Annotated in this window: 21 protein-coding genes; 4 read left to right on the top strand and 17 right to left on the bottom strand. The window is 72.9% G+C overall.

Annotated elements, in window-relative coordinates; all coding sequences use genetic code 11:
* Position 1: 1 nt before the first annotated feature.
* On the top strand, positions 2 to 241 hold the full coding sequence (locus HUN58_RS11270) for a MoaD/ThiS family protein (protein ID WP_208738919.1): 240 nt from the start codon (positions 2 to 4) through the stop codon (positions 239 to 241).
* On the opposite strand, the gene HUN58_RS11265 is transcribed toward HUN58_RS11270, so the two are convergent.
* From HUN58_RS11265 to HUN58_RS11245, 5 genes are all read right to left on the bottom strand, one after another.
* Positions 238 to 1263, bottom strand: a complete 1026-nt coding sequence (locus HUN58_RS11265) for an ABC transporter ATP-binding protein (protein ID WP_254631457.1) — start codon at positions 1261 to 1263, stop codon at positions 238 to 240. The two genes, HUN58_RS11270 and HUN58_RS11265, sit on opposite strands and share 4 nt — an antisense overlap.
* Positions 1260 to 2045, bottom strand: coding sequence for an ABC transporter permease (locus HUN58_RS11260; RefSeq protein ID WP_114850518.1), 786 nt, complete (start codon positions 2043 to 2045; stop codon positions 1260 to 1262). Before HUN58_RS11260 ends, HUN58_RS11265 begins: the two co-directional genes overlap by 4 nt.
* Complete coding sequence (gene modA, locus HUN58_RS11255) at positions 2042 to 2845, bottom strand: molybdate ABC transporter substrate-binding protein (RefSeq protein WP_114850519.1); 804 nt, start codon at positions 2843 to 2845, stop codon at positions 2042 to 2044. The genes HUN58_RS11260 and modA overlap by 4 nt, the downstream gene beginning before the upstream one ends.
* A gap of 37 nt (positions 2846 to 2882) precedes the next feature.
* Complete coding sequence (locus tag HUN58_RS11250; protein ID WP_180224793.1) at positions 2883 to 3929, bottom strand: HesA/MoeB/ThiF family protein; 1047 nt, start codon at positions 3927 to 3929, stop codon at positions 2883 to 2885.
* Between the two features lie 92 nt (positions 3930 to 4021).
* Positions 4022 to 4435 carry a molybdopterin-binding protein gene (locus HUN58_RS11245; RefSeq protein WP_058741187.1) on the bottom strand — a complete coding sequence of 138 codons (414 nt, stop codon included), beginning with the start codon at positions 4433 to 4435 and terminating at the stop codon, positions 4022 to 4024.
* A gap of 91 nt (positions 4436 to 4526) precedes the next feature.
* On the opposite strand from HUN58_RS11245, the gene HUN58_RS11240 reads away from it, so the two are divergent.
* Entirely contained in the window at positions 4527 to 6164 is a 1638-nt protein-coding gene (locus HUN58_RS11240) for a glycosyltransferase family 39 protein (protein WP_180224792.1), read from the top strand.
* Between the two features lie 44 nt (positions 6165 to 6208).
* On the opposite strand, the gene HUN58_RS11235 is transcribed toward HUN58_RS11240, so the two are convergent.
* From HUN58_RS11235 to HUN58_RS11215, 5 genes are all read right to left on the bottom strand, one after another.
* The gene (locus HUN58_RS11235) at positions 6209 to 7141 is read right to left on the bottom strand and encodes a 4-(cytidine 5'-diphospho)-2-C-methyl-D-erythritol kinase (protein WP_114850522.1); all 933 of its coding nucleotides are present in this window, start codon (positions 7139 to 7141) and stop codon (positions 6209 to 6211) included.
* 9 nt (positions 7142 to 7150) lie between these two features.
* Complete coding sequence (locus HUN58_RS11230) at positions 7151 to 8455, bottom strand: O-acetylhomoserine aminocarboxypropyltransferase/cysteine synthase family protein (protein WP_180224791.1); 1305 nt, start codon at positions 8453 to 8455, stop codon at positions 7151 to 7153.
* Positions 8455 to 9522, bottom strand: coding sequence for an LLM class flavin-dependent oxidoreductase (locus HUN58_RS11225; protein WP_180224790.1), 1068 nt, complete (start codon positions 9520 to 9522; stop codon positions 8455 to 8457). The genes HUN58_RS11230 and HUN58_RS11225 overlap by 1 nt, the downstream gene beginning before the upstream one ends.
* An 85-nt stretch (positions 9523 to 9607) precedes the next feature.
* Positions 9608 to 10603 carry a RimK family alpha-L-glutamate ligase gene (locus HUN58_RS11220; RefSeq protein WP_180224789.1) on the bottom strand — a complete coding sequence of 332 codons (996 nt, stop codon included), beginning with the start codon at positions 10601 to 10603 and terminating at the stop codon, positions 9608 to 9610.
* Positions 10604 to 10655: 52 nt separating this feature from the next.
* The gene (locus tag HUN58_RS11215) at positions 10656 to 11510 is read right to left on the bottom strand and encodes a helix-turn-helix transcriptional regulator (RefSeq protein ID WP_180224788.1); all 855 of its coding nucleotides are present in this window, start codon (positions 11508 to 11510) and stop codon (positions 10656 to 10658) included.
* 101 nt (positions 11511 to 11611) lie between these two features.
* Between HUN58_RS11215 and HUN58_RS11210 the strand changes: the two genes are divergently transcribed.
* Positions 11612 to 12352, top strand: coding sequence for an SDR family oxidoreductase (locus tag HUN58_RS11210; RefSeq protein ID WP_141862607.1), 741 nt, complete (start codon positions 11612 to 11614; stop codon positions 12350 to 12352).
* A 157-nt stretch (positions 12353 to 12509) separates the two neighbouring features.
* Here HUN58_RS11210 and HUN58_RS11205 read toward each other — a convergent pair whose 3' ends face one another.
* The 7 genes from HUN58_RS11205 to rsmI form a co-directional block, all read right to left on the bottom strand.
* Positions 12510 to 12926, bottom strand: a complete 417-nt coding sequence (locus tag HUN58_RS11205) for a hypothetical protein (protein ID WP_180224787.1) — start codon at positions 12924 to 12926, stop codon at positions 12510 to 12512.
* A 33-nt stretch (positions 12927 to 12959) separates the two neighbouring features.
* Positions 12960 to 13439, bottom strand: coding sequence for a hypothetical protein (locus HUN58_RS11200; RefSeq protein WP_180224786.1), 480 nt, complete (start codon positions 13437 to 13439; stop codon positions 12960 to 12962).
* Between the two features lie 39 nt (positions 13440 to 13478).
* On the bottom strand, positions 13479 to 13694 hold the full coding sequence (locus HUN58_RS11195) for a hypothetical protein (RefSeq protein ID WP_180224785.1): 216 nt from the start codon (positions 13692 to 13694) through the stop codon (positions 13479 to 13481).
* 243 nt (positions 13695 to 13937) lie between these two features.
* The gene (gene rsmA / locus HUN58_RS11190; protein WP_180226129.1) at positions 13938 to 14786 is read right to left on the bottom strand and encodes a 16S rRNA (adenine(1518)-N(6)/adenine(1519)-N(6))-dimethyltransferase RsmA; all 849 of its coding nucleotides are present in this window, start codon (positions 14784 to 14786) and stop codon (positions 13938 to 13940) included.
* Between the two features lie 2 nt (positions 14787 to 14788).
* A complete protein-coding gene (locus HUN58_RS11185) occupies positions 14789 to 15727 on the bottom strand; it encodes a TatD family hydrolase (RefSeq protein ID WP_180224784.1) in 939 nt (312 codons plus the stop codon).
* The gene (gene metG / locus HUN58_RS11180; RefSeq protein ID WP_144804969.1) at positions 15724 to 17304 is read right to left on the bottom strand and encodes a methionine--tRNA ligase; all 1581 of its coding nucleotides are present in this window, start codon (positions 17302 to 17304) and stop codon (positions 15724 to 15726) included. The genes HUN58_RS11185 and metG overlap by 4 nt, the downstream gene beginning before the upstream one ends.
* Before the next feature lie 129 nt (positions 17305 to 17433).
* The gene (gene rsmI / locus HUN58_RS11175; protein WP_180224783.1) at positions 17434 to 18255 is read right to left on the bottom strand and encodes a 16S rRNA (cytidine(1402)-2'-O)-methyltransferase; all 822 of its coding nucleotides are present in this window, start codon (positions 18253 to 18255) and stop codon (positions 17434 to 17436) included.
* A 55-nt stretch (positions 18256 to 18310) separates the two neighbouring features.
* On the opposite strand from rsmI, the gene HUN58_RS11170 reads away from it, so the two are divergent.
* Complete coding sequence (locus tag HUN58_RS11170) at positions 18311 to 19942, top strand: dolichyl-phosphate-mannose--protein mannosyltransferase (RefSeq protein ID WP_180224782.1); 1632 nt, start codon at positions 18311 to 18313, stop codon at positions 19940 to 19942.
* Positions 19943 to 19952 lie beyond the last annotated feature (10 nt).

The raw sequence follows: 19952 nt of genomic DNA, 5'->3' as shown, positions 1-19952 counted from the left end.
CGTGACGACCCTCCGCTTCTTCGCCGCGGCCCGCGCCGCGGTCGGCCAGGACGAGACCACCACGTCGGCCGCGACCCTCGACGACGCCCTGCGCGCCGTCGCCGCCTCCGACACCGATCGCTGGGCGGCGCTGCAGGAGCGCTGCTCCTACCTGGTCGACGGGGTCACCACACGCGACCGCTCGACACCGCTCGCTGGCGTCGACACGGTCGACGTGATGCCACCCTTCGCCGGCGGCTAGGCGCCCGGCTCGTAGACCGCGACCTCGTCCGGCGCGACCGACAGCCGGACCGTGACGCCCGGCGCCAGTCCGAGCCCCGCGGCCGTCGCGACCGTCACGTCCGCCACCAGGTCGGCCGTGCGCACGCGCACGAGTCCGTCGCGCGGCTCCAGCGAGGTCACCGTGCGCGCGGGCCCCGGCCCGTCCCGCGTCAGGCGGACGGCCGTCGGGTGCAGGGCGGCGACGACGGGTCGGCCTGGAGGCACGGTGCCGGTCGTCGACGCCAGCGCACCGCCGCCGTCGAGTGCGATCCCACCCGCGGTGGCGGTCCCGCGGACGAGCGCGAGTCCGGAGAAGGACGCCGCGAACGGCGTCCGGGGGTGCCGGAGCACCGCGTCGACGGGTCCCTGCTCGACGACGCGTCCGTCCTGCAGCACCACGACCCGGTCGGCGAGCGCGACGGCCTCGAGCGGGTCGTGCGTGACGAGCACCGTCGGCCGACCGGCGCGCGCGGTGGCGAGGGCCTCGCGGACGGCGGCGCGGGCGTCGACGTCGAGCGCCGAGGTGGGCTCGTCGAGGAGCAGGACCGCGGGGTCGGTGGCGAGCACCCGGGCGATCGCGACGCGCTGCGCCTGCCCGCCGGACAGGGCCCCCGGCGCCCGGTCGACCAGCCCGGCCACGCCGACCGTGGTGAGGGCCGCGACGGCCCGGTGACGTGCCTCCCGGCCGCCCGTCCCGGCCGCGCGCGGACCGAAGGCGACGTTGTCGACGACGGACAGGTGCGGGAACAGATCGGCGCGCTGGGCGACCAACCCGACGTGTCGGCGGTGCGCCTGGAGCCGTGCCAGGTCGCGGCCGTCCAGCGCGACCGTGCTGTCGGGAGCGCGGAGGAGCCCCGCGACGGTCTCGACGACGGTGGACTTGCCGGCGCCGTTCGGACCGACCAGCGCGACGCACTCCCCCGGACCGACCGCGATCGTGACGTCGACGTCGCGGTCACGGTCGACGACGTGGACGAGCAGACCGGCGTCGGGGGCCGTCACGCGACGACCGTCCGGGTGCGGAGCGACGTGACCCCGATGACGACGACCGCGACGACCACGAGCACCAGGGCGAGGGCGACCGCCGTGTCCGGGTCGACCTCGCGCTGCAGGTAGACCTCGAGCGGGAGCGTCCGCGTGACGCCCTGCAGGCTGCCCGCGAAGGTCAGGGTGGCGCCGAACTCCCCGAGCGCCCGCGCACCGCACAGCACCAGACCGGAGACGATGCCGGGCAGGACCCGCGGGGTCGTGACGGTCAGGAACGTTCGGGTCGGTCCGGCGCCCAGGGTCGCCGCGACGCGTTCGTACCGGTCGCCGCCGACGCGCAGGGCACCCTCGACGCTCGACACCAGGAACGGCATCGAGACGAACACCTGCGCCATCACGACCGCCGTCGTGGTGAACGCGATCCGCAGGCCGTGCGCGTCGAGGAACGCGCCGAGCACGCCGAGCCGCCCGAAGGCCGCGAGGAGCGCGAGGCCGCCGACCACGGGCGGCAGGACGAGCGGCAGCAGCACGAGGGCACGGAGGACGCCCACCCACCGGGCGGTCGACCGGGAGAACAGGACGGCCAGGGGGTAGCCGAGCACGAACGCGATGCCCGTGGTCGCAGCGGCGGTGCCGAGGCTCAGGGCGAGCGCGGTCGTCGACGCGGGCGAGGTGACGAGGGCGACGAAGGACGACCAGTCAACGCGACCGACCATCGCGAGGACGGGCACGACGACGAACAGGCCGCCCAGGACCGCGGGGGCGGGGAGCCACCAGGGGACGGGGGTGCGGGTCATCCCTTCGGACGGCCGAACCCGGCGCGCTCGAGCACCTGCTGCCCGGCGTCGGAGCGGACGTACGTGGCGAACGCGGCGGCGGTGGTCGGGTTCGAGGACTCCTGCAGGACGCCGATCGGGTACGTGTTGACGGCCTTCGCCGACTCGTCGAACGGGACGCCGTCGACCTTGCCCGCCGCACCGCGGACGTCGGTGACGTAGACGAGCCCCGCGTCGGCCTGGCCGGACTCCACCTTGCCGAGCACGTCGGTGACGGACTGCTCCTCGCTGACCGGGTGCAGCTGCACGCCGGCGGCCCGCTCGACCTCCTGCGTCGCGGCACCGCACGGCACGGGTGACGCGCACGTGACGAGCTGCACGCCCGAGTGGTCGAGGTCGGCCAGGCTCCGGATGCCCTTCGGGTTCCCCGGGGCGACCGCGATCTCGAGGACGTTCGTGGCGAAGTCGCGCGGCCAGCCGGCGGCGAGGTCCGACGACGAGAGCTTCGCCATGTTGGCCTGGTCGGCGGAGGCGAACACGTCGGCCGGGGCCCCGTTCTGCACCTGGCTGACGAGGTCGCTCGACCCCGCGAACGAGAACGTGACCGTGGTGCCGGGGTGGTCCGCCTCGAACTGCTCCCCGAGCGCGGTGAAGGTCTTCTGGAGGGACGCGGCGGCGAACACGGTGATGCTGCCGGACGGCGTCGCCGAGGCCGACGGGGTCCCGGTGCCCGTGCCGCTGGTGGCGGCTTGCGTGGTGCATCCGGTCAGGGCGAGACCCGCGACGACGAGCAGGACAGCGGAACGCAGGAGCGGCTTCACACTGTGATCCTAACCGCAGGTGCGGGTCACTCGCGGTTCAGGTCGTCGTCGGGTGGCCCTCGGACCGCCACGCGGTGATGCCGCCGTCGAGGACGACCGCGTCCCGTCCCGCGGCGATCGCCGTCCGTGCCCATGCAGTCGCGCGTCGCCCCGAAGCACAGACCACGACGACCGGGCGGGGGTCGTCGTCCGCGAGGGCGTCCGGCGTGACGGACCCGGCGATCGTCCCCGTCGCACGCTCCTCGTCGGTGCGGACGTCCACGAGCACCGGTGCCCCGTCGCCGGCGAGCCGCTCGGCCAGGGCGCTCGGCGAGGTGCGCTCGGGCTCGACGTCGGCGGACGGCACCGGACGACCGCTGCCCGGACCACGCCGCAGCGGGCTCTCCGTCCACCGCCACCGCCGGGCGTCCACCGTGAGCACCCGACCGAGCAGGGGCGCACCGAGCAGGTGTCGGTCCGGTGCCGTCGACCCGGGTCGGGGTCCGGCCAGCAGGGCCGTCACCTGGGCGGCCATCACCGCGCCGACGGCGCCGCACAGCGCGGGGAGCACGCCGTCGAGCGCGCAGGACCCCTCGTCCGGCAGAGCCTCCGGGTGCAGGTCGTGGAAGTCGACCGGATCATCCGCGGCGTCGTGGAACACCGAGACCTGTCCATCGAACCCGAGCACCGTGCCCCAGACGAACGGGATGCCCGCGGCGGCGCAGGCGTCCGACACCGCCCGGGTGACCTCGACGCTGTCGGCCGCGTCGACCACCACGTCGTGGTCGGCCACGTGCTCCGGGCGGAAGGGCTCCGCGAGCGCGACGACCTCGGCGACCGGGTCGACCGCCCGGACCCGCGCCGCGGCGACCTCGGCCTTGGGGAGTCCGACGTCGGCGAGGGCGAAGAGCGTCTGCCGGGCGAGGTTCGAGGCGTCGACGACGTCGTGGTCGACGACCGTGATCCGCCCGAGCCCGGCGCCGGCCAGGTAGGTGAGGACGGGGGCGCCGAGCCCTCCGGCCCCGACGACGAGCACCCGGCCCGTGGCCAGGGCGTCGGTCGCGCGCTGCCCGGCCCCGGCGAGCGCCGCGGTGCGCGAGGTCATCCGCCGACGGACCACCAGCGGGTCGCCGTCCGCCGGGTCGGGGCGCGCCGGATCGGGACGCATCGGCGTGCGCATCCCGGACGGGTCGCCGGTCACCGTGCGCCTTCCGGACGGTCAGGCACCTCGACCGTCACCATCGTCGCCTTGACCGACGCGACGGCGACGGACCCGACCTCGAGCCCGAGGTCGCGCACCGCCTCCGAGGTCATCAGCGACACGACCCGGTTCGGGCCGGCCTGCAGCTCGACCTGCGCCACGACCCCGTCGACGACCAGGTCCGTGACGATCCCCACGAAGCGGTTCCGCGCGGAACTCCGCACCCCGGACGGGTCGTCGAGCCCCGCGTCTCGTCCGCGGACGTACGCCGCCAGGTCCTTCCCGAGCACCACCGTGCGCCCGGCGGCGTCCTCGGACCGGGGCAGGGTGCCGGCCTCGACCAGGCGTCGGACGGTGTCGTCGCTGACGCCGAGGTACCGCGCAGCATCACGGATGCGGAGTGTCGTCATGGTGGACGGCACCCTACGGCATCGCGAACTCTCACGGACGGCCGGGGCCGCGCGGGGCACCTGTCCAGACGGCCCGGATACCGTCGTGCACGTGACAGCACCCCAGACCGGCACGATCCGTGTGCCCGCGACCGTCGGCGTCCCGCCGGTCCGATCGCGCCTGCGCTCCGCGTCCTCGGTGATCGGCCTGGCCGTCGTCCGGACGCCCGAGCTCACGGTCGGGGCGATCGGCGTGCTCACGGGCGCCGCCTTCGCCTGGGTGCCGTCGCTCTGGTACGACGAGGGCGCGACGGTCACGAGCGCGCAGCGCAGCTGGCCGCAGCTCTGGGCCGAACTGCACAACGTCGACGCGGTGCACGGCCTGTACTACGCGCTCATCCACGCCTGGTTCTGGCTCGTCGGCTACACGCCCTTCACCCTCCGCTTCCCGAGCGCCCTCGCCATCGGCGTGGCCGCCGGACTCCTCGTGGCGCTCGGCCGCCGGCTCGGGGGTCGCCGGCTCGGCATCACGGCCGGACTCGTGTTCATCGCCCTGCCCCGCGTCCAGTGGGCCGGGTCCGAGGGCCGCCCCTACGCGACCATCACGACGCTCGCGGTGCTGCTCACCCTCGTCGGCCTGACCGCGGTCCGACGGACACGGACGACGCACCGCACTCGCTGGTGGGTGGCGTACGGCGTCGTGGCGCTCGTCTCGGTGACGTTCAACGTCTACCTGTCGCTCGCCGTGGTCGCGCACGCCGTCGCCCTCGGGTGGACGGTGGCCGCGCAGCGTCGGGCGGAACGGACCGGCCGTGGCGCGACACCGCTCGTGAGCCGCCGGACGCTCGTCCGCTGGCTCGTCGCAGCGGCCGGGGCCGCCCTGCTCGTCTCGCCCCTCGTGCTCGAGGTGATGGCCCAGTCGAAGCAGGTCGCGTGGATCTCCGGCATCGGGGAGCGCACGCTCCCGCAGGTGTTCTCCACCGCGTGGTTCGGCGGGATCACCCTGTACGCCGCGGTCGCCTGGGCGCTCGTGGCCCTCGGCACCGCCGTCCCGCTGATCGCCGCGCGACACCGCGTCCCGGACGTCCGCGACCTCGTGCGCGCGCAGGCGGTCCGCGTCGCGCTGCCCCTCGCGGTGCTGCCCACGAGTGTGCTGCTCATCGCGACCGCGCTCGGCAAGCACCTCTACTCCCCCAAGTACGCGTCGCTGAGCCTGCCGTTCGTGGCGCTCCTCATCGCCCTCGCCGTCACGCTCATCCGCCCGCGGGCCCTGCTCGCGGCCGCCGTGGCCGTCTGCCTGGTCGGCGGCATCCCCTCTGCCGTGTACGTGAAGAGCCCGCAGTCCAAGCAGGACTCCACCTGGGCGAACGCCGCGTCGATCATCGCCAGCGAGCGTGCTGGTCGTGCCGGTGCGAACGAGGGCGTCGTGTTCGGCAGCGTCTACGGCCACCCGGGGACCACCGCCGACATCATCCGGATCTCGTACCCGTGGGCGTTCACCGGCATGACCGACCTGGGCGCGACCAAGATCGGCGCCGAGAGCGGTGTGCTGTGGAACCAGAACGGTGACCTCGCGACCACCATCCCGGCCCGGCTCGGCGAGATCGACACCGTGTGGTTCGTCGGCGGGACCCCGAAGGCGCGGAACATCGAGCCGGAGACCGCCGCCGTCCTGGCCGAGCACGGCTTCCACGTCGAGCAGCAGTTCCGCTCCGGCCGCGTCGTGATGACGGAGTTCGTGAAGGGCTGACGCCCGGTCAGTGCAGCGGCTGGAGCGCGCGGCACCGCCGACGGTCAGTGCACGACGCGTGCGCCGTGCACCGGGCCGGTCGCCCGGAGCGCCACGAGCCCGGCGGCGCTCAGCTCGACCTGCACCTCGAGCGCGGCGTCACGGTCGGCGACCAGGAACGCCACGGTCGGTCCGCTGCCGGACACGATGCCCGCGAGCGCACCCGCCTTCTCGCCGATCTCGAGCGTCGTCGCGAGCGCCGGCTGGAGCCGCATCGCCGGAGCCTGCAGGTCGTTGTGCAGGCAGTCCGCGAGCAGCCCCGGGTCCCCCGCGCGGAGCGCCTGGAGCACGTTCGTCTCGACCACGGGGGTGGTCGGCGCCGGCCGGATGTCGGCCCGGTAGCGCTCCCGGTGTGCGTCGAGCGCGCGGTACACGGCCGGGGTCGAGAGTCCGGCGTCACTCAGCGCGAGCACCCAGTGGAACTCCCCCTTGGCGAGCGCCGGGCTGAGCTCGTCCCCGCGTCCGGTGCCGACGGCCGTGCCGCCGGCGAAGGCGAACGGCACGTCCGCCCCGAGCCGTGCTGCCAGCGCCAGCAGCCCCTCACGGCCGAGCGCCGTGCCCCACAGCGTGTCCACCGCGAGCAGGGTCGCCGCGGCGTCCGCGGACCCCCCGCCCATGCCGCCGGCGACCGGGACCTGCTTGTCGATCGTCAGCCGGACCCCGCCGCGGTGCCCGGCGGCGTCCGCGACCAGGCGGGCTGCGCGGATCGCGAGGTTCGACTCGTCGGTCGGCACCCCGCTCGTGTCGATGGGACCGGTGAACCGCACCGAGAAGTCGTCGGCGGGTTCGGCGGTGACGTCCTCGTACAGCGACACCGCCTGGTACGCCGTCGCGACGTCGTGGTAGCCGTCGTCCTGCAGGGCCCCGACGGACAGGAACACGTTGATCTTGCCGGGAGCGCGCACCCGTACGCGGGTCGGAGCGGCCAGCGAGGTCATGGCTCCAACCTATCCCGCGCGCGCTGCGGTGAAACCACGCTCCAGGTCGGCCAGGACGTCGTCGACGTGTTCGAGCCCGATCGACAGTCGGATCAGCCCTTCCCCGACGCCCGCGGCCGCCCGCTCCGTCGGGGTCATCTGCACGTGGGTCGTCGACGCGGGGTGCACGACGAGCGAGCGCACGTCGCCGATGTTCGAGACGTGGTCGAACAGCTCGAGGGCCGCGACGAACCGCCGACCCGCCTCGAGCCCGCCGACCAGGTCGAACGCCAGCACCGCCGACGGCCCCTTCGGCACGTAGCGCTGCTGCAGGTGGTGCCACGGCGACGACGGCAGGCCCGCGTAGTGCACGCCGCCGACCTGGTCGTGCGCGTCCAGCCAGGCCGCAACGGTCGCGGCGTTCGACACGTGCCGGTCCATCCGGAGCGAGAGCGTCTGGATGCCCTGCAGCACCAGGAACGCGTTGAACGGGGCGATCGCGGGGCCGAGGTCCGCGGACAGCTTCGACCGGGTGCGCTGGATGAAGGCCCGCCGACCGAACTTCTCGGTGAACGCCGTGCCGGCGAACCCGGACTGTTCGACCGTCGTCAGCTGCGGGTACTTCCCGGGGTGTGCCGCCCAGTCGAAGTTCCCGCTGTCGACGATGATCCCGGCGATGGCGCTGCCGTGCCCGGCGAGGTACTTCGTCGCCGAGTGCACGACGATGTCCGCACCGTGCTCGATCGGCCGGACGAGGTACGGCGTCGCGATCGTGTTGTCGACGATGAGCGGGACCCCGGCCTCGTGCGCGACGCCGGCCACCCCGGCGAAGTCGAGCACGTCACCGCGCGGGTTCGGGATGCTCTCGCCGAAGAACGCCCGCGTCTCCGGACGGACCGCGGCGGCCCACTCGGACAGGTCGGTGGGGTCCTGCACGAACGTGAAGGTGATGCCGAGGTCGCGGAGCGTCGACGCGAACAGCGTGTACGTCGCGCCGTACAGCGAGGCGCTCGACACGACGTGGTCGCCGGCGCGGGCGACGCCGAGCACCGCGAGCGACGTCGCGGCCTGCCCGGACGCCAGGGCCAGCGCACCGACCCCGCCCTCGAGGTCGGCGATCCGCCGCTCGAGCGCGGCGGCCGAGGGGTTGTTCACCCGCGAGTACGTGTGCCCCGGTGCGTCGAGCAGGAACCGCGCCGCGGCGTCCTCGCCCGACGGGTACACGAACGCGGCGGTCTGCGCGATCGGCGGAACGTTCCCGCCGAAGCCCGGGTCGGCCTTGAACCCGGCGCGGATCTGCCGGGTCTCGAACGCCCAGTCGTCCTCGACCGCCATCAGGCGACCGACCCGGCGGAGGCGGACGGGGAGACGGACGCACCGGTCGGACGGACGAGCGGGATGACCTGCTCGCCGAAGCGCTCCATCTCCTCGGCCTGCGGCGAGAACTGCAGCAGGAGCGTGTCGACCCCGGCGTCCTCGAACTCGAGGATCCGGTCCGCCACCTGCTGCGGCGTCCCGACGAACCCGGGGCGCAGGCCGCGGTTCGACACCGAGTAGTCCTCGAGCGACGGCACGTGCTCGAGCTGCGACTTCGAGATGAAGTCCTGGTAGGACTCGTACGCCTTGCCGTGCTGCACGTCGGTGATGCGCGCGAGCTCGGCCTGCGCCTCCGCCTCGGTCTCGCGCACGATGACGTACGCGGCCATGCCGAACGCCTCGAACGGCGCTGCTCCGGCGTCCTCGCGGCGGCGGCGCATCTCGGCGATCTTCGTCCGGAGCTCGTCGACCGTGCCGCCGTGCGTCAGGTACGCGTCGGCGAAGCGCGTGATCGAGCTCTTGCCGGCCTCGCTCTCGCCGCCGGCGTAGATCCGCGGCGTGACCCGGGGCTTCGGCTCGAGGTGCGCGTTCTGCACGTCGTAGTACTCGCCCGAGAACGAGTACGGCGTCTCCGACCACAGACCCTTGAGGATCCGGACGAACTCCTCGGTGCGCGCGTACCGGTCATCGTGCTCCGAGAAGATGCCGCCGTACTGGCGCGCCTCCTCCGCCCACCAGGCGCTCACCACGTTGAACGTGAACCGGCCGCACGAGATCTCGTCGATGGTCGCCGCCTGCTTCGCCGTCACGGCCGGCAGGTGGTAGCCCGGCCGCATCGCCGCCATGATCTCCAGGCGCTCGGTCGTCGCCGCGAGCGCGGCCGCGAGCGCCCACGCCTCGAGACTCGGTGCCGCCGTCCCCTTGATGTCGTTGAGGTTGAGCTCCGGCACGAGGGTCAGGTCGAAGCCGATGCGCTCGGCTCGCTGCGCGAGCCGCCTCACGTAGTCGAAGGTGACGGGCATGTCCTCGTCCTCGACGTTGCGCAGCCAACCGCCGAAGAGCGGGGTCCAGTATCCGAATCGCACGAGTGGTTCCTTGCTGGTGGGGAGTGACGGACGGGAGGCACGGGGCGGGCCCGCACCGTGCCTCCAGGCCGGTGGGTGGTTCGTCTCAGACCGCGGCGACCGCGTGGTCGCGCTCGAGGAGCGCGCCCGTGAAGCGCGCGATGGCGCGCGGTCCGGAGACCGGCGCGACCGCCTCGACGGCGGGGTTGTAGTTCGTGTTGGTGTTGATGTCGTAGACGACGGTGCGACCGTCGGTGGTCTCCATGAACTCGACGCCCGCGATCTGGATGCACTGGTCGGCGAGGAACGTGCGGAGGCGCTGAACGAGCGGGTGCTCAGACGTGACCTCCTCGCGCAGGCTGAACGCCGCAGGAGCACCGGGTGCCTCGACACCGGGCACGTCGCAGACCGCCCCCGCGATGACCTGGGGGACCTCGCACGCGTCGGCCGGGCAGAGCTCGAAGCTGCCTGCGCTCGTGTCGACCCGCACCGCGTAGACGAACTCGCCGCCGACGAACTCGGCGCGCGTGATGAACGGCTCGCGGGCCGTCAGGTACTCCTGCAGCAGGGTGATGCCGTCGACCGGGGCCTCGAACTCGGGGCTGTCGACGTACGCGTCGAACTCGGCGAGCGAGTCGAACCGGCGGACGCCGAGGCCCTTGCCGCCCTGGTTGTGCTTCGTGATGAAGGGGACGTCCTGCCCGCCGGTGAAGGTGCGGGCGGCCTCCTTGAGCGGTGCCGTGCCGAAGACGGCGGAGGTGCGGGGGACGTCGAAGCCCGCGGCCTGCAGCAGCCCGTGCTGGGCGACCTTGGAGACCTCGAGCTCGAGCACGTGGCTGCCGCCGACGACCGTGCGACCGGCACGCTCCAACCAGCCGAGCACGGCGCGGGTGTACTCCTTGCTGTGCTCGTGCCCGCGGGTGTGGCTGCTGGCCGACATGCGGCTCCAGTACACGCCGGGCTCCGGCTCCGCCCCGAGGTCGATCTGCCCCTCGGTCAGCAGGACCTCCTGCACCGGGACGCCCTCGGCAGCGAAGGCGGCGGCGAGCGGTGGGAACCACTCGGGGTTCTCGTGGATGACGTACACGCGCGGAGTGCTCACCGCCCCACCCTAGGCACGGATGGTCGGGAGGTGCCAGGAGTGTGACGCGGTGCTACCGCGCCGGTTCGGTGCCGAACTGCTGCGTGCCGAGGACGCCGAGGAGCTCGAGCTTCTGGGCGTCCTCGCTTCCAGGGGGCGCGGTGAACAGCAGCAGGGCCTGCGCCTGGTCGTCGGTGTGCAGCACTTGGCAGTCGACCGTGATGCGTCCGAGTTCGGGCTGCAGGATCGTCTTGTTGTCCGACCACCGCGTCGCGACCTCGTGTCGCTCCCAGACCTCGGCGAACGCGGGGCTCCGGCGCTGCAGCTCGGCGACGAGCTCGGTCGCACGGCGATCCCCGGGCCCGGCGAGCCCGACGGCCGCCCGCAACGACGCGACGACCACCCGGACCAGGCGCTCGTGCTGCTCGGGAGCGTACTTCGCCGGCTCGGTGCCGGTGACGAACCACCGCCACGCCTGGTAGCGCTCGTTGCCGGGCAGGTCGACCGACCCGCCGAGCAGGGCCCGGGCGAGCCGGTTCTCGACGAGCGTCTCGCCGAGGTCGCTCACCACGATCGCAGGGGTGTCCTCGAGCCGGTCGAGCACCCGGAGGATCGCGGGGTCGACGTGGTCGGCCCGGTGCATCCGGACCGGCGCGGTGTGGCCGGCGAGGTGGAACAGGTGGTCACGCTCGTCGAGGCTGCACCGGAGCGCCCGAGCGATCGCGGCCATCATCTGCTCGGACGGCTGCGGCCCGCGCTGCTGTTCGAGCCGCGTGTAGTAGTCGACGCTCATGCCCGCGAGGGCGGCGACCTCCTCGCGTCGCAGCCCGGGCGTGCGGCGCCGGGCCCCTGCACCGAGCCCGACGTCCTCGGGCCGGAGCAGCTCGCGGCGGCGACGCAGGAAGTCGGCGAGGGCGTGGCGGTCCATGTGCCCATCGTCCTCCGACGGGCGGCCCGGAACCAGGGATCGCCGGTCCCCCGATGCGCGCGTCCTGGTGCGGGGCGGGCGGGGAGCGGATCGTGGTCGTCATGGACACCACCACCAGCACCGTCTTCATCCCCGGCGCGACCTCCGGCATCGGACTCGCGCTCGCCCAGCGTCTGCAGGCGGCGGGCAGCACCGTCGTCATCGGCGGGCGGCGCCGCTCCCTGCTCGACACCCTCGCCGCCGAGCACGGCTTCGACACCGTCGCGATCGACGTCTCCGACCCTGCCTCGATCCGCGTCGCAGCGGCCGAGGTCCTCGACCGCCACCCCGCGCTCGACGGCCTCGTCACGATGTCCGGCATCATGCGGAACGAGGACCTTCGCGACCCCGGGCACATCGACGACGCCGTGGCGACCGTCGAGACGAACCTGCTCGGCACGATCCGCCTGATCGACGCATTCTTGCCGCAGCTGCTCTCGCGGCCGACATCGACCCTGGTGACCGTCACCTCGGGGCTCGCGTACGTGCCGCTCACCGCGACGCCGACGTACAGCGCGACGAAGGCCGCCGTGCACTCCTACACGCAGGCCCTGCGGCAGCAGCTCGTCGGCAGCTCGGTCCAGGTGCTCGAGCTGGCGCCGCCGGCCGTCCGGACCGACCTGATGGGCGGCGCGGACTTCGGCGGGATGCCCCTCGACGCGTTCGCCGACGAGGTCATGGACCTGCTGCGCTCCGGTGCGGCGCCCGAGGTCCTCGTCGAGGACGTCCTGCCGCTCCGGTGGGCCGAGCGCGACGGGACGCACCAGCAGATCCTCGAGGCGATGGCCGGCCGCGGGCACTGAGCGCGTCCGGCGGGCCACCGCGGTCCCGCGTCCGGGAGGTCCGCACAACCGGAAGCGCAGCGCGCCGCTGAAGTCCGTGGTGCGGTGTGCTTCCGGTTGTGCGGGGGCACGCGACGCCGCGCTTCCGCCCGCCGGTGCGGGCGGTCCGGGCTGCCCGTCAGTCGGCCTCGCCCGCGGCGGGTCGACGGCGGATCTGTGCGTCGACGACGCGGTTCACCATCCAGAGCGCGAGCGTGATCCCCGTGACGACGACCGCCTCGGCGACCGTGCGGTCGAGGGCCCCTCGGAGCAACCAGTACGCACCGCCCGCGATGACCACCACGATCGCGACGGTGCCGATCCGGCCCGTGGCGGAGCGGTTCAAGGTCGCTTCGTCGGCGGCGTCATCGGTCCCGAGCCGCCGGAACCACAGCCCCCACACGCCCACTCCCAGGCCGAGCAGCACGGCTGCCCACGCGGCGTCGTCCCGGACGTCCCGCACGAGGGCGACGAGGGCGAGCACGATCACCGCCAGCCCCACCACGAGGAACCCGAGCGTGATCGCGTCGGCGGTCCGGGAGCGAGGAGGGTGCACTCCTCTGAGCCTAGGGCTCCGTGGAGGCGTCGTTCAGCTCGGCTGACCGCGGTACCGTCGCGCGGCCGCGACACTGTCGACGTCGACGAGCAGGGACAGCGTCGCAGCATCGATGACAGCGAGTCCCGGATCGACGCTCACGAGTGCGTCAGCATCGACCGCGATCGTCGTGGCGACCTGGATCGCTCCGCTCGCGGTCAGTCCGTAGCGCGCCACGAGAGCTTCGACGTCGTCGGCGACTTCGTCGACGCCGACCCAGTGCACGCGTGTCGTCGACTTGATGGTCTCCCACTCGGCCACGAGTCCGGGCCGACCGATCGCGTGCGCAGACTCGATCAGCTCCAGCTCGGTGAGGCCGTTGGAGAAACAGTCGGCGGTCACGAGGTCCAGCCGCTGCAGGAACGCCGCCGCAGCACCATGCCCCCGGGCCGTCGTGTCGATGGCCCGCCGGAGGAACCACGAGTCGAGGACGACTCGTGCCGGTACCGCGTCGAAGTGTTCGAACGCGAGCACGCCACGCGTCCCTGACTCCTCGAACGACGACACGAGCGGTCACCCTCGTCGCAGGAGTCGCGATGCCGGCGTGAACTCCTTGCCGGAGGCGAAGGTGTTGAGCGCTCGTTGCAGGCGGGCTCGCCGCTCCTCGGGTGTGCCAGCGGGCGTCGGCGTCCGGGCCTTGATCGCCTCGATCTCGTCGCGCGAGAAGACGCGGGGGCCGCGGGATCCCGAGGTTCGGGCGCTTGCGTCGGCAAGATCAGTCGGGGTCATCGGTGCTCCTTCGCTCGTGTGGAGCGACGGTGTTCGGCGGCGTTCAGCGAGAGCAAGTATTTTGTATTTTTGCTGTGGCCACGGTCGTCCGAGGGGCGAGTGCACCCCGCATGGTCGCAAGCGCAGCGCACCGCGGAACTCCACGGTGCAGCGCGCTCCCGGTTGTGCGGGGGCACGCCGAACCGCCGCGCGCGAGGGCCACGCCGGGCACCGGGCCACGCCGGGCGCGCCGCGAGACGAGCGTCAGGACGCGTCGAGGACCGTGCGACCCAGGCGGACGAAGTCCTCCGGCGACAGGGCCTCGCCGCGCGCCGTCGGGTCGATCCCGGCGGCCGTGAGCAGCTCCGTCGCCCGGGCGCTGCTGCCGAGCTCCCCGGACAGGCTCTGGCGCAGCATCTTCCGCCGCTGCTGGAACGCACCGTCGACGAGCGCGAACACCTGCGCCCGCAGGGCCTCGTCGCCGGGCTGGTCGTGCCGGTCGAACCCGACGAGCACGCTGTCGACGTTCGGCACCGGCCAGAAGACCTGCCGGCTGATCTGCCCCGCGGTCGACCACGATCCGTACCAGGCGGCCTTGACGCTCGGCGCGCCGTAGACCTTGCTGCCCGGACCCGCGGCGATCCGGTACCCGACCTCGGCCTGGACCATCACGAGCACGCGCTCGATGGTCGGGAAGGTCGCGAGCAGGTGCAGGAGCACGGGGACGGACACGTTGTACGGCAGGTTCGCCACGACGTGGGTGGGCTGCTCGGGCACGTCGTCGGCGGCGACGGTCAGGGCGTCCTGGTGCACGACCTGCAGGCGCGCGTCCGGCTGCATCGCGGCGACGGTGTCCGGCAGCTGCGCCGCGAGCCGGCCGTCGATCTCGACAGCAGTGACGGAGGCGCCGGTCTCGGTCAGCCCGAGGGTGAGCGACCCCAGCCCTGGACCGATCTCGAGCACGCGGGAGTCCGCGGTGACCCGCCCGGCGGCGACGATCCGGCGGACGGTGTTGGCGTCGTGCACGAAGTTCTGGCCGAGCTTCTTCGTCGGGGTGACGTCGAGCTTGGCTGCGAGGTCCCGGATCTCCGCCGGGCCGAGCAGGGCACCCATCGTCACTCGTCCACCGTGACGGGCTCGGCGTCCCAAGCGCCGTAGACGAGCTCCGTGGTCGACGCGATCTGCGCGGCGAGCATAGAGGCGTCGGTGCCGAGGGTCTCGGCCATCGACCGCAGGGTGAGCGGGATGAGGTACGGCGCGTTCGGCCGACCGCGGTACGGCGTCGGCGTCAGGAACGGTGCGTCGGTCTCGATCATCACGAGGTGGCGCGGCACCACCTGGAGCGCGTCGCGCAGGAGCTGGGCGTTCTTGAACGTGACCGTGCCGGCGAACGACATGTACCACCCGCGCTCGGCGCAGAGGCGCGCGAGGTCGGGGCCGCCGGAGAAGCAGTGGAAGACCGTCTTGTCGGGAGCGCCGACACGGTCGAGCACCTCGACCACGGCGTCGTGCGCGTCGCGGTCGTGGATGGTCAGCGCGAGGTCGTGCTCCTTCGCGATGCGGATGTGCTCCTCGAACGACCGGACCTGGGCGGCGCGGCCGTCCTCGCCGGTGCGGAAGAAGTCGAGCCCGGTCTCGCCGATCGCCCGGACCCGGGGCAGCGCCGCGAGCCGTTCGATCCCGGCGAGGTGCTCGTCGAGCAGTCCCTGTTCCGCCAGCACGGGTGCTTCGTTCGGGTGCAGCGCGACGGCGGCGAGGACGCGGGGCTCGCGCGCGGCGATCTGCGCGGACCACTCCGACGTGGCGAGGTCGGTGCCGACCTGCACGACACCGCGCACGCCGACGCTCGACGCACGGTCGAGGTGCTCCCGGTAGTCGAGCGGACCGTCGCCGCCCTCGCCGACGCCGTCGGCGATCTCCATGTGCGTGTGGTTATCGTAGACCGGCACCACGAGCGCCTGGGGCAGCGGCGGGTAGCTCAGGTCCCGCTTCGACCCGCCCGACGACCCGTCGCCACGCGCCCGGACGTGCGAGCCGTCCGCCGCGTCGGTCACGCGGCGCCCTGCTCGTGCTGCGGCTCGATGCGCGGGAAGAGCCCCGACTCGAGCGGCACGACGGTCTCGGCGCCCTGCCACTCGTACGCGCGGTCGACGCGCTGCTCCGTCACGGAGCCGCCGGCGCCGATGGCCGACCAGAGCTTCTCGGTCGCCTTCGGCATCACCGGCGAGACGAGCACGTTCACGGTGCCGAGCCCGCGCAGCGCCGTCGCCAGCACCGTGCCGAGCCGCTCGCGCTGCGCCTCGTCCTTGGCCAGGGCCCACGGCTCCTGCTCGGTGATGTACCCGTTCAGGGCGTCGACGAGCTCCCAGACGATCGCGATCGCGTCGTGCGGTGCGAAGGCCTGGACTGCCGCGTCGGCACGCTCGGTGACCGACACCGCGAGGGCGTCGATCGCCCGGTCGGAGTCGGTCAGCTCGCCCCGGGCGGGGACCGCACCGTCGAAGTACTTCTGGAGCATGGCGACCAGGCGCGACGCGAGGTTGCCGAACCCGTTGGCGAGGTCGGCGGCGTAGCGGGCGGAGATGTCCTCCCAGCTGAAGTTGCCGTCCTGCCCGAAGGTGATCGCGCGGAGGAAGTAGTAGCGGAACGCGTCCGAGCCGAACGTGTCGGTGATCTCCGACGGCGCGATGCCCGTCAGCTTCGACTTCGACATCTTCTCGCCGCCGACGAGCAGCCATCCGTGGCCGAACACGCGCTCCGGGACCGGCAGCCCCGCGGCCATGAGCATCGCGGGCCAGATCACGGCGTGGAACCGGGCGATGTCCTTGCCGACGACGTGCACGCTCGGCCAGAGGCGCCGGAAGGCCTCGTCGTCGTCGGAGCCGTAGCCGAGCGCCGTCACGTAGTTGAGGAGGGCGTCGAACCACACGTACAGGACGTGGTCGTGGTCCCAGGGGATCTGGATGCCCCAGTCGAAGCTCGACCGCGAGATCGAGAGGTCACGGAGGCCCTGCTTGACGAACGAGACGATCTCGTTCCGGACGCTCTCCGGCTGGATGAACAGCGGGTTCGACTCGTACAGGTCGAGGAGCCGCTGCTCGAAGTCGCTCATGCGGAAGAAGTAGTTGCGCTCGGCCAGGACCTCGACCGGGATCGAGTGGATCGCACAGACCTGCTGGCCCTCGTACGCCCCGGTGCCGGGCACGAGGTCGCTCGGCTGCTTGTACTCCTCGCAGCCCACGCAGTAGAAGCCCTCGAACTCGCCGGCGTAGATGAAGCCGTCGTCGTAGAGCTTCTGCAGGAACGCGGTCACGCCGCGCTCGTGCCGTTCGTCGGTGGTGCGGATGAAGTCGTCGTTCGCCACGTCGACCGTGTCGAGCAGCGGCTTCCACGCGTCGGTGACGAGCCGGTCCGCCCACTCCTTCGGCGACACGTCGTTCGCCGACGCCGTGCGGAGGATCTTCTGGCCGTGCTCGTCGGTGCCGGTCAGGAGCCAGGTGTCGTCACCCCGCTGCCGGTGCCAGCGCGCCATGAAGTCCGCGGCGACCTCGGTGTAGGCGTGCCCGATGTGGGGCACGTCGTTCACGTAGAAGATCGGCGTGGTGATGCTGAACGAGGACCCGTCGGACATGCGGACCATCCTACGGGCGGGCGCGGGCCGGATGACGCGCCCCCGCGGGCCTGTGGGGAACCCGGCCGGGCACCGGACGGGAGGATCGTGGCGGGCCCGCCCCGATCCTCCAGGCCGGTGGTCGGCCCGTCAGCGCGCGGCGAGCGCGCCCTCGTACAGGTCGCGCTTCGACAGGCCCGTCGCGTCCGCGACGGCGGACGCCGCCTCCTTCATCCGGGCACCAGCGGCGACCCGCTCGAGCACGAGCCGGACCCCGTCCTCGATGCTCGTGACGTCCGACTCCCCCGCGGCGCCCTGGACGACGACGCAGATCTCGCCGCGCACCCCGTCCGACGCCCAGGCAGCGAGCTCGGCGAGCGACCCACGGCGCACCTCTTCGTGGAGCTTCGTCAGCTCCCGGCACACCACCGCACGGCGGTCGTCCCCGAAGCCGGACGCCATGTCGGTGAGCGTGTCCGCCAGGCGGTGCGGCGACTCGAAGAAGACCATCGTCCGCTGCTCCCCCGCGAGCGAGGCGAACAGCCGCCGCCGCTCACCGCCCTTCCGTGTCGGGAAGCCCTCGAACGTGAAGCGGTCGGTCGGCAGTCCGGAGACGGCGAGCGCCATGAGCACCGCGGACGGGCCGGGCAGCGCGGTCACGGTGACCCCGGCGGCCGCAGCGGCCTCGACGAGCGGGAAGCCCGGGTCGCTGATCGCCGGCATGCCCGCGTCGGTGAGGACCACGACGTCCTCGTCGCGGGCGAGTTCGACGACCTCGGCCGCCTTCGCCCGCTCGTTGTGCTCGTGCAGCGCGATGAGCCGGGGGCGGTTCTCGATGCCGAGCGCCCGCATCAGGTGGATCGCGGTCCGGGTGTCCTCGGCGGCCACCACGCTCGCGTTCGAGAGGGTCTCGACGAGCCGGCGGGACGCGTCGCCGAGGTTGCCGATGGGCGTTGCTGCGAGGACGATCACCTCCCCATTGTGGTGGCAGGTCCGGCTCGGGGGCGATCCGTAGGATGACCTCTCGATGACCACGGAGCTGATCGACGACCCGACGACCACGCCCTCCGGGCCGGTCGGCTCCCGCTTGGACGACTGGTGGGGCCGGGTGCTCTCGACGTCGCGGCGGGTCGCGGTGTGGCGCTGGACGGGTCCGCTCGCCGTGACGCTCCTCGCCGCGGTGCTGCGGCTCGTCGGGCTCGGGCACCCGCACTCGCTCGTGTTCGACGAGACGTACTACGTGAAGGACAGCTGGTCGATCGTGCACCTCGGGTACGAGGGCACCTGGCCGGCGAACGCCACGGACGAGGGCGCTCCGACCACCGACCGGCGGTTCGCGAGCGGGCAGACCGACCTCTACTCGAGCGCCGCCGAGTTCATCGCGCACCCGCCGCTCGGGAAGTACCTGATCGGGCTCGGCATGCTGCTGTTCGGCGCCGACAGCTCGTTCGGCTGGCGCATCACGGTCGCCGTGCTCGGCACCGCGACCGTCCTGCTCACGGCGCTCATCGCCCGGTCCCTGTTCCGCTCCACCGCGATCGGCACGCTCGCCGGCTTCCTGCTGGCGGTCGACGGCCAGGCGATCGTCCTGAGCCGGGTGTCCCTGCTCGACGGCGTCCTGACGTTCTTCGTCGTGCTCGGCGCCGGCGCACTGCTGCTCGACCGGCGGTGGGCGCAGCGGCGGCTCGACCGCTGGGTGACCGCACGGACCGCGACCGACCGGGACACGCTCTGGGGGCCGGTGCTGCTCTGGCGGCCATGGCTGCTGGCGATGGGCCTGGCGCTCGGGGCCGCGTCGGCCGTGAAGTGGTCCGGGCTGTACTTCCTGGCGTTCTTCGCGCTGTACTCGGTGCTCGCCGACATGATGATGCGCCGCCGGGCGGGCGTGGCCTTCTGGTCGTCGAGCGCATTCCTGCAGCAGGCACCCGTGACGTTCCTGCTCACCGTGCCGATCGCCGCCGCGACCTACCTGGCGTCGTGGACCGGCTGGTTCGTGTCGAAGGACGGCTGGGACCGGAACTGGATCGCGTCCGGCGGCGAGCGGTGGACGGGCGTGCTGGCGTGGGTGCCGGACAGCGTGCAGAACTGGTGGCACTACCAGTCCGAGATCTACGGCTTCAACATCGGCCTGCACACCCCGCACTCGTACCAGGCGAACCCGCTGCTCTGGCTGCTCATGCAACGGCCGACGTCGATGTACTACGTCGGCACGGACGCCGGGCAGGGCGGCTGCGGGTCCTCCCGCTGCGGCGAGGCCATCACCGGCATCGCAAACCCGTTCGTCTGGTACGCGGCGGTGGTCGCGACCGTGGCGCTCCTGGTGCTGTTCGTGCTGCGGCGCCGGTGGGAGTACGGCTTCGTGCTCGTCGGGGTCGCCGCCGGGTACCTGCCGTGGCTGATGTACACGGACCGCACGGTGTTCCAGTTCTACACGGTGGCGTTCGAGCCCTTCATGGTGACGGCGCTCGCGGCGGCGATCGGGCTGGTGGTCGGGCGGCGCGACGATCCCCGGCACCGTCGGACGCTCGCGCTCACCTGGGTCGGGGTGTACCTGGGCGTGGTGGTGCTCGCATCGGCGTACTGGTACCCGATGTGGACCGGGATGCAGATGCCGTGGGACTTCATCCGGTCGCACTACTGGCTGCCCAGCTGGTTGTAGGCGGTCCCGC

This window comes from Curtobacterium sp. Csp1, from assembly GCF_013347185.1.
The sequence above is the reverse complement of the archived record's forward strand: the minus strand, read 5'-3'. Positions and strand labels throughout refer to the sequence as shown.

Excerpts from the sequence above, each read along its gene's own strand:
- HUN58_RS11260 (WP_114850518.1), bottom strand. The coding sequence starts at position 2,045 with ATGACCCGCACCCCCGTCCCCTGGTGGCTCCCCGCCCCCGCGGTCCTG.
- HUN58_RS11250 (WP_180224793.1), bottom strand. The coding sequence starts at position 3,929 with ATGACCTCGCGCACCGCGGCGCTCGCCGGGGCCGGGCAGCGCGCGACC.
- HUN58_RS11195 (WP_180224785.1), bottom strand. The coding sequence starts at position 13,694 with ATGACCCCGACTGATCTTGCCGACGCAAGCGCCCGAACCTCGGGATCC.
- HUN58_RS11170 (WP_180224782.1), top strand. The coding sequence starts at position 18,311 with ATGACCACGGAGCTGATCGACGACCCGACGACCACGCCCTCCGGGCCG.
- metG (WP_144804969.1), bottom strand. The coding sequence starts at position 17,304 with ATGTCCGACGGGTCCTCGTTCAGCATCACCACGCCGATCTTCTACGTG.
- HUN58_RS11245 (WP_058741187.1), bottom strand. The coding sequence starts at position 4,435 with ATGACGACACTCCGCATCCGTGATGCTGCGCGGTACCTCGGCGTCAGC.
- rsmA (WP_180226129.1), bottom strand. The coding sequence starts at position 14,786 with ATGGGTGCCCTGCTCGGCCCGGCGGAGATCCGGGACCTCGCAGCCAAG.
- HUN58_RS11230 (WP_180224791.1), bottom strand. The coding sequence starts at position 8,455 with ATGGCGGTCGAGGACGACTGGGCGTTCGAGACCCGGCAGATCCGCGCC.
- HUN58_RS11235 (WP_114850522.1), bottom strand. The coding sequence starts at position 7,141 with ATGACCTCGCTGGCCGCTCCGACCCGCGTACGGGTGCGCGCTCCCGGC.
- HUN58_RS11215 (WP_180224788.1), bottom strand. The coding sequence starts at position 11,510 with ATGGACCGCCACGCCCTCGCCGACTTCCTGCGTCGCCGCCGCGAGCTG.
- HUN58_RS11210 (WP_141862607.1), top strand. The coding sequence starts at position 11,612 with ATGGACACCACCACCAGCACCGTCTTCATCCCCGGCGCGACCTCCGGC.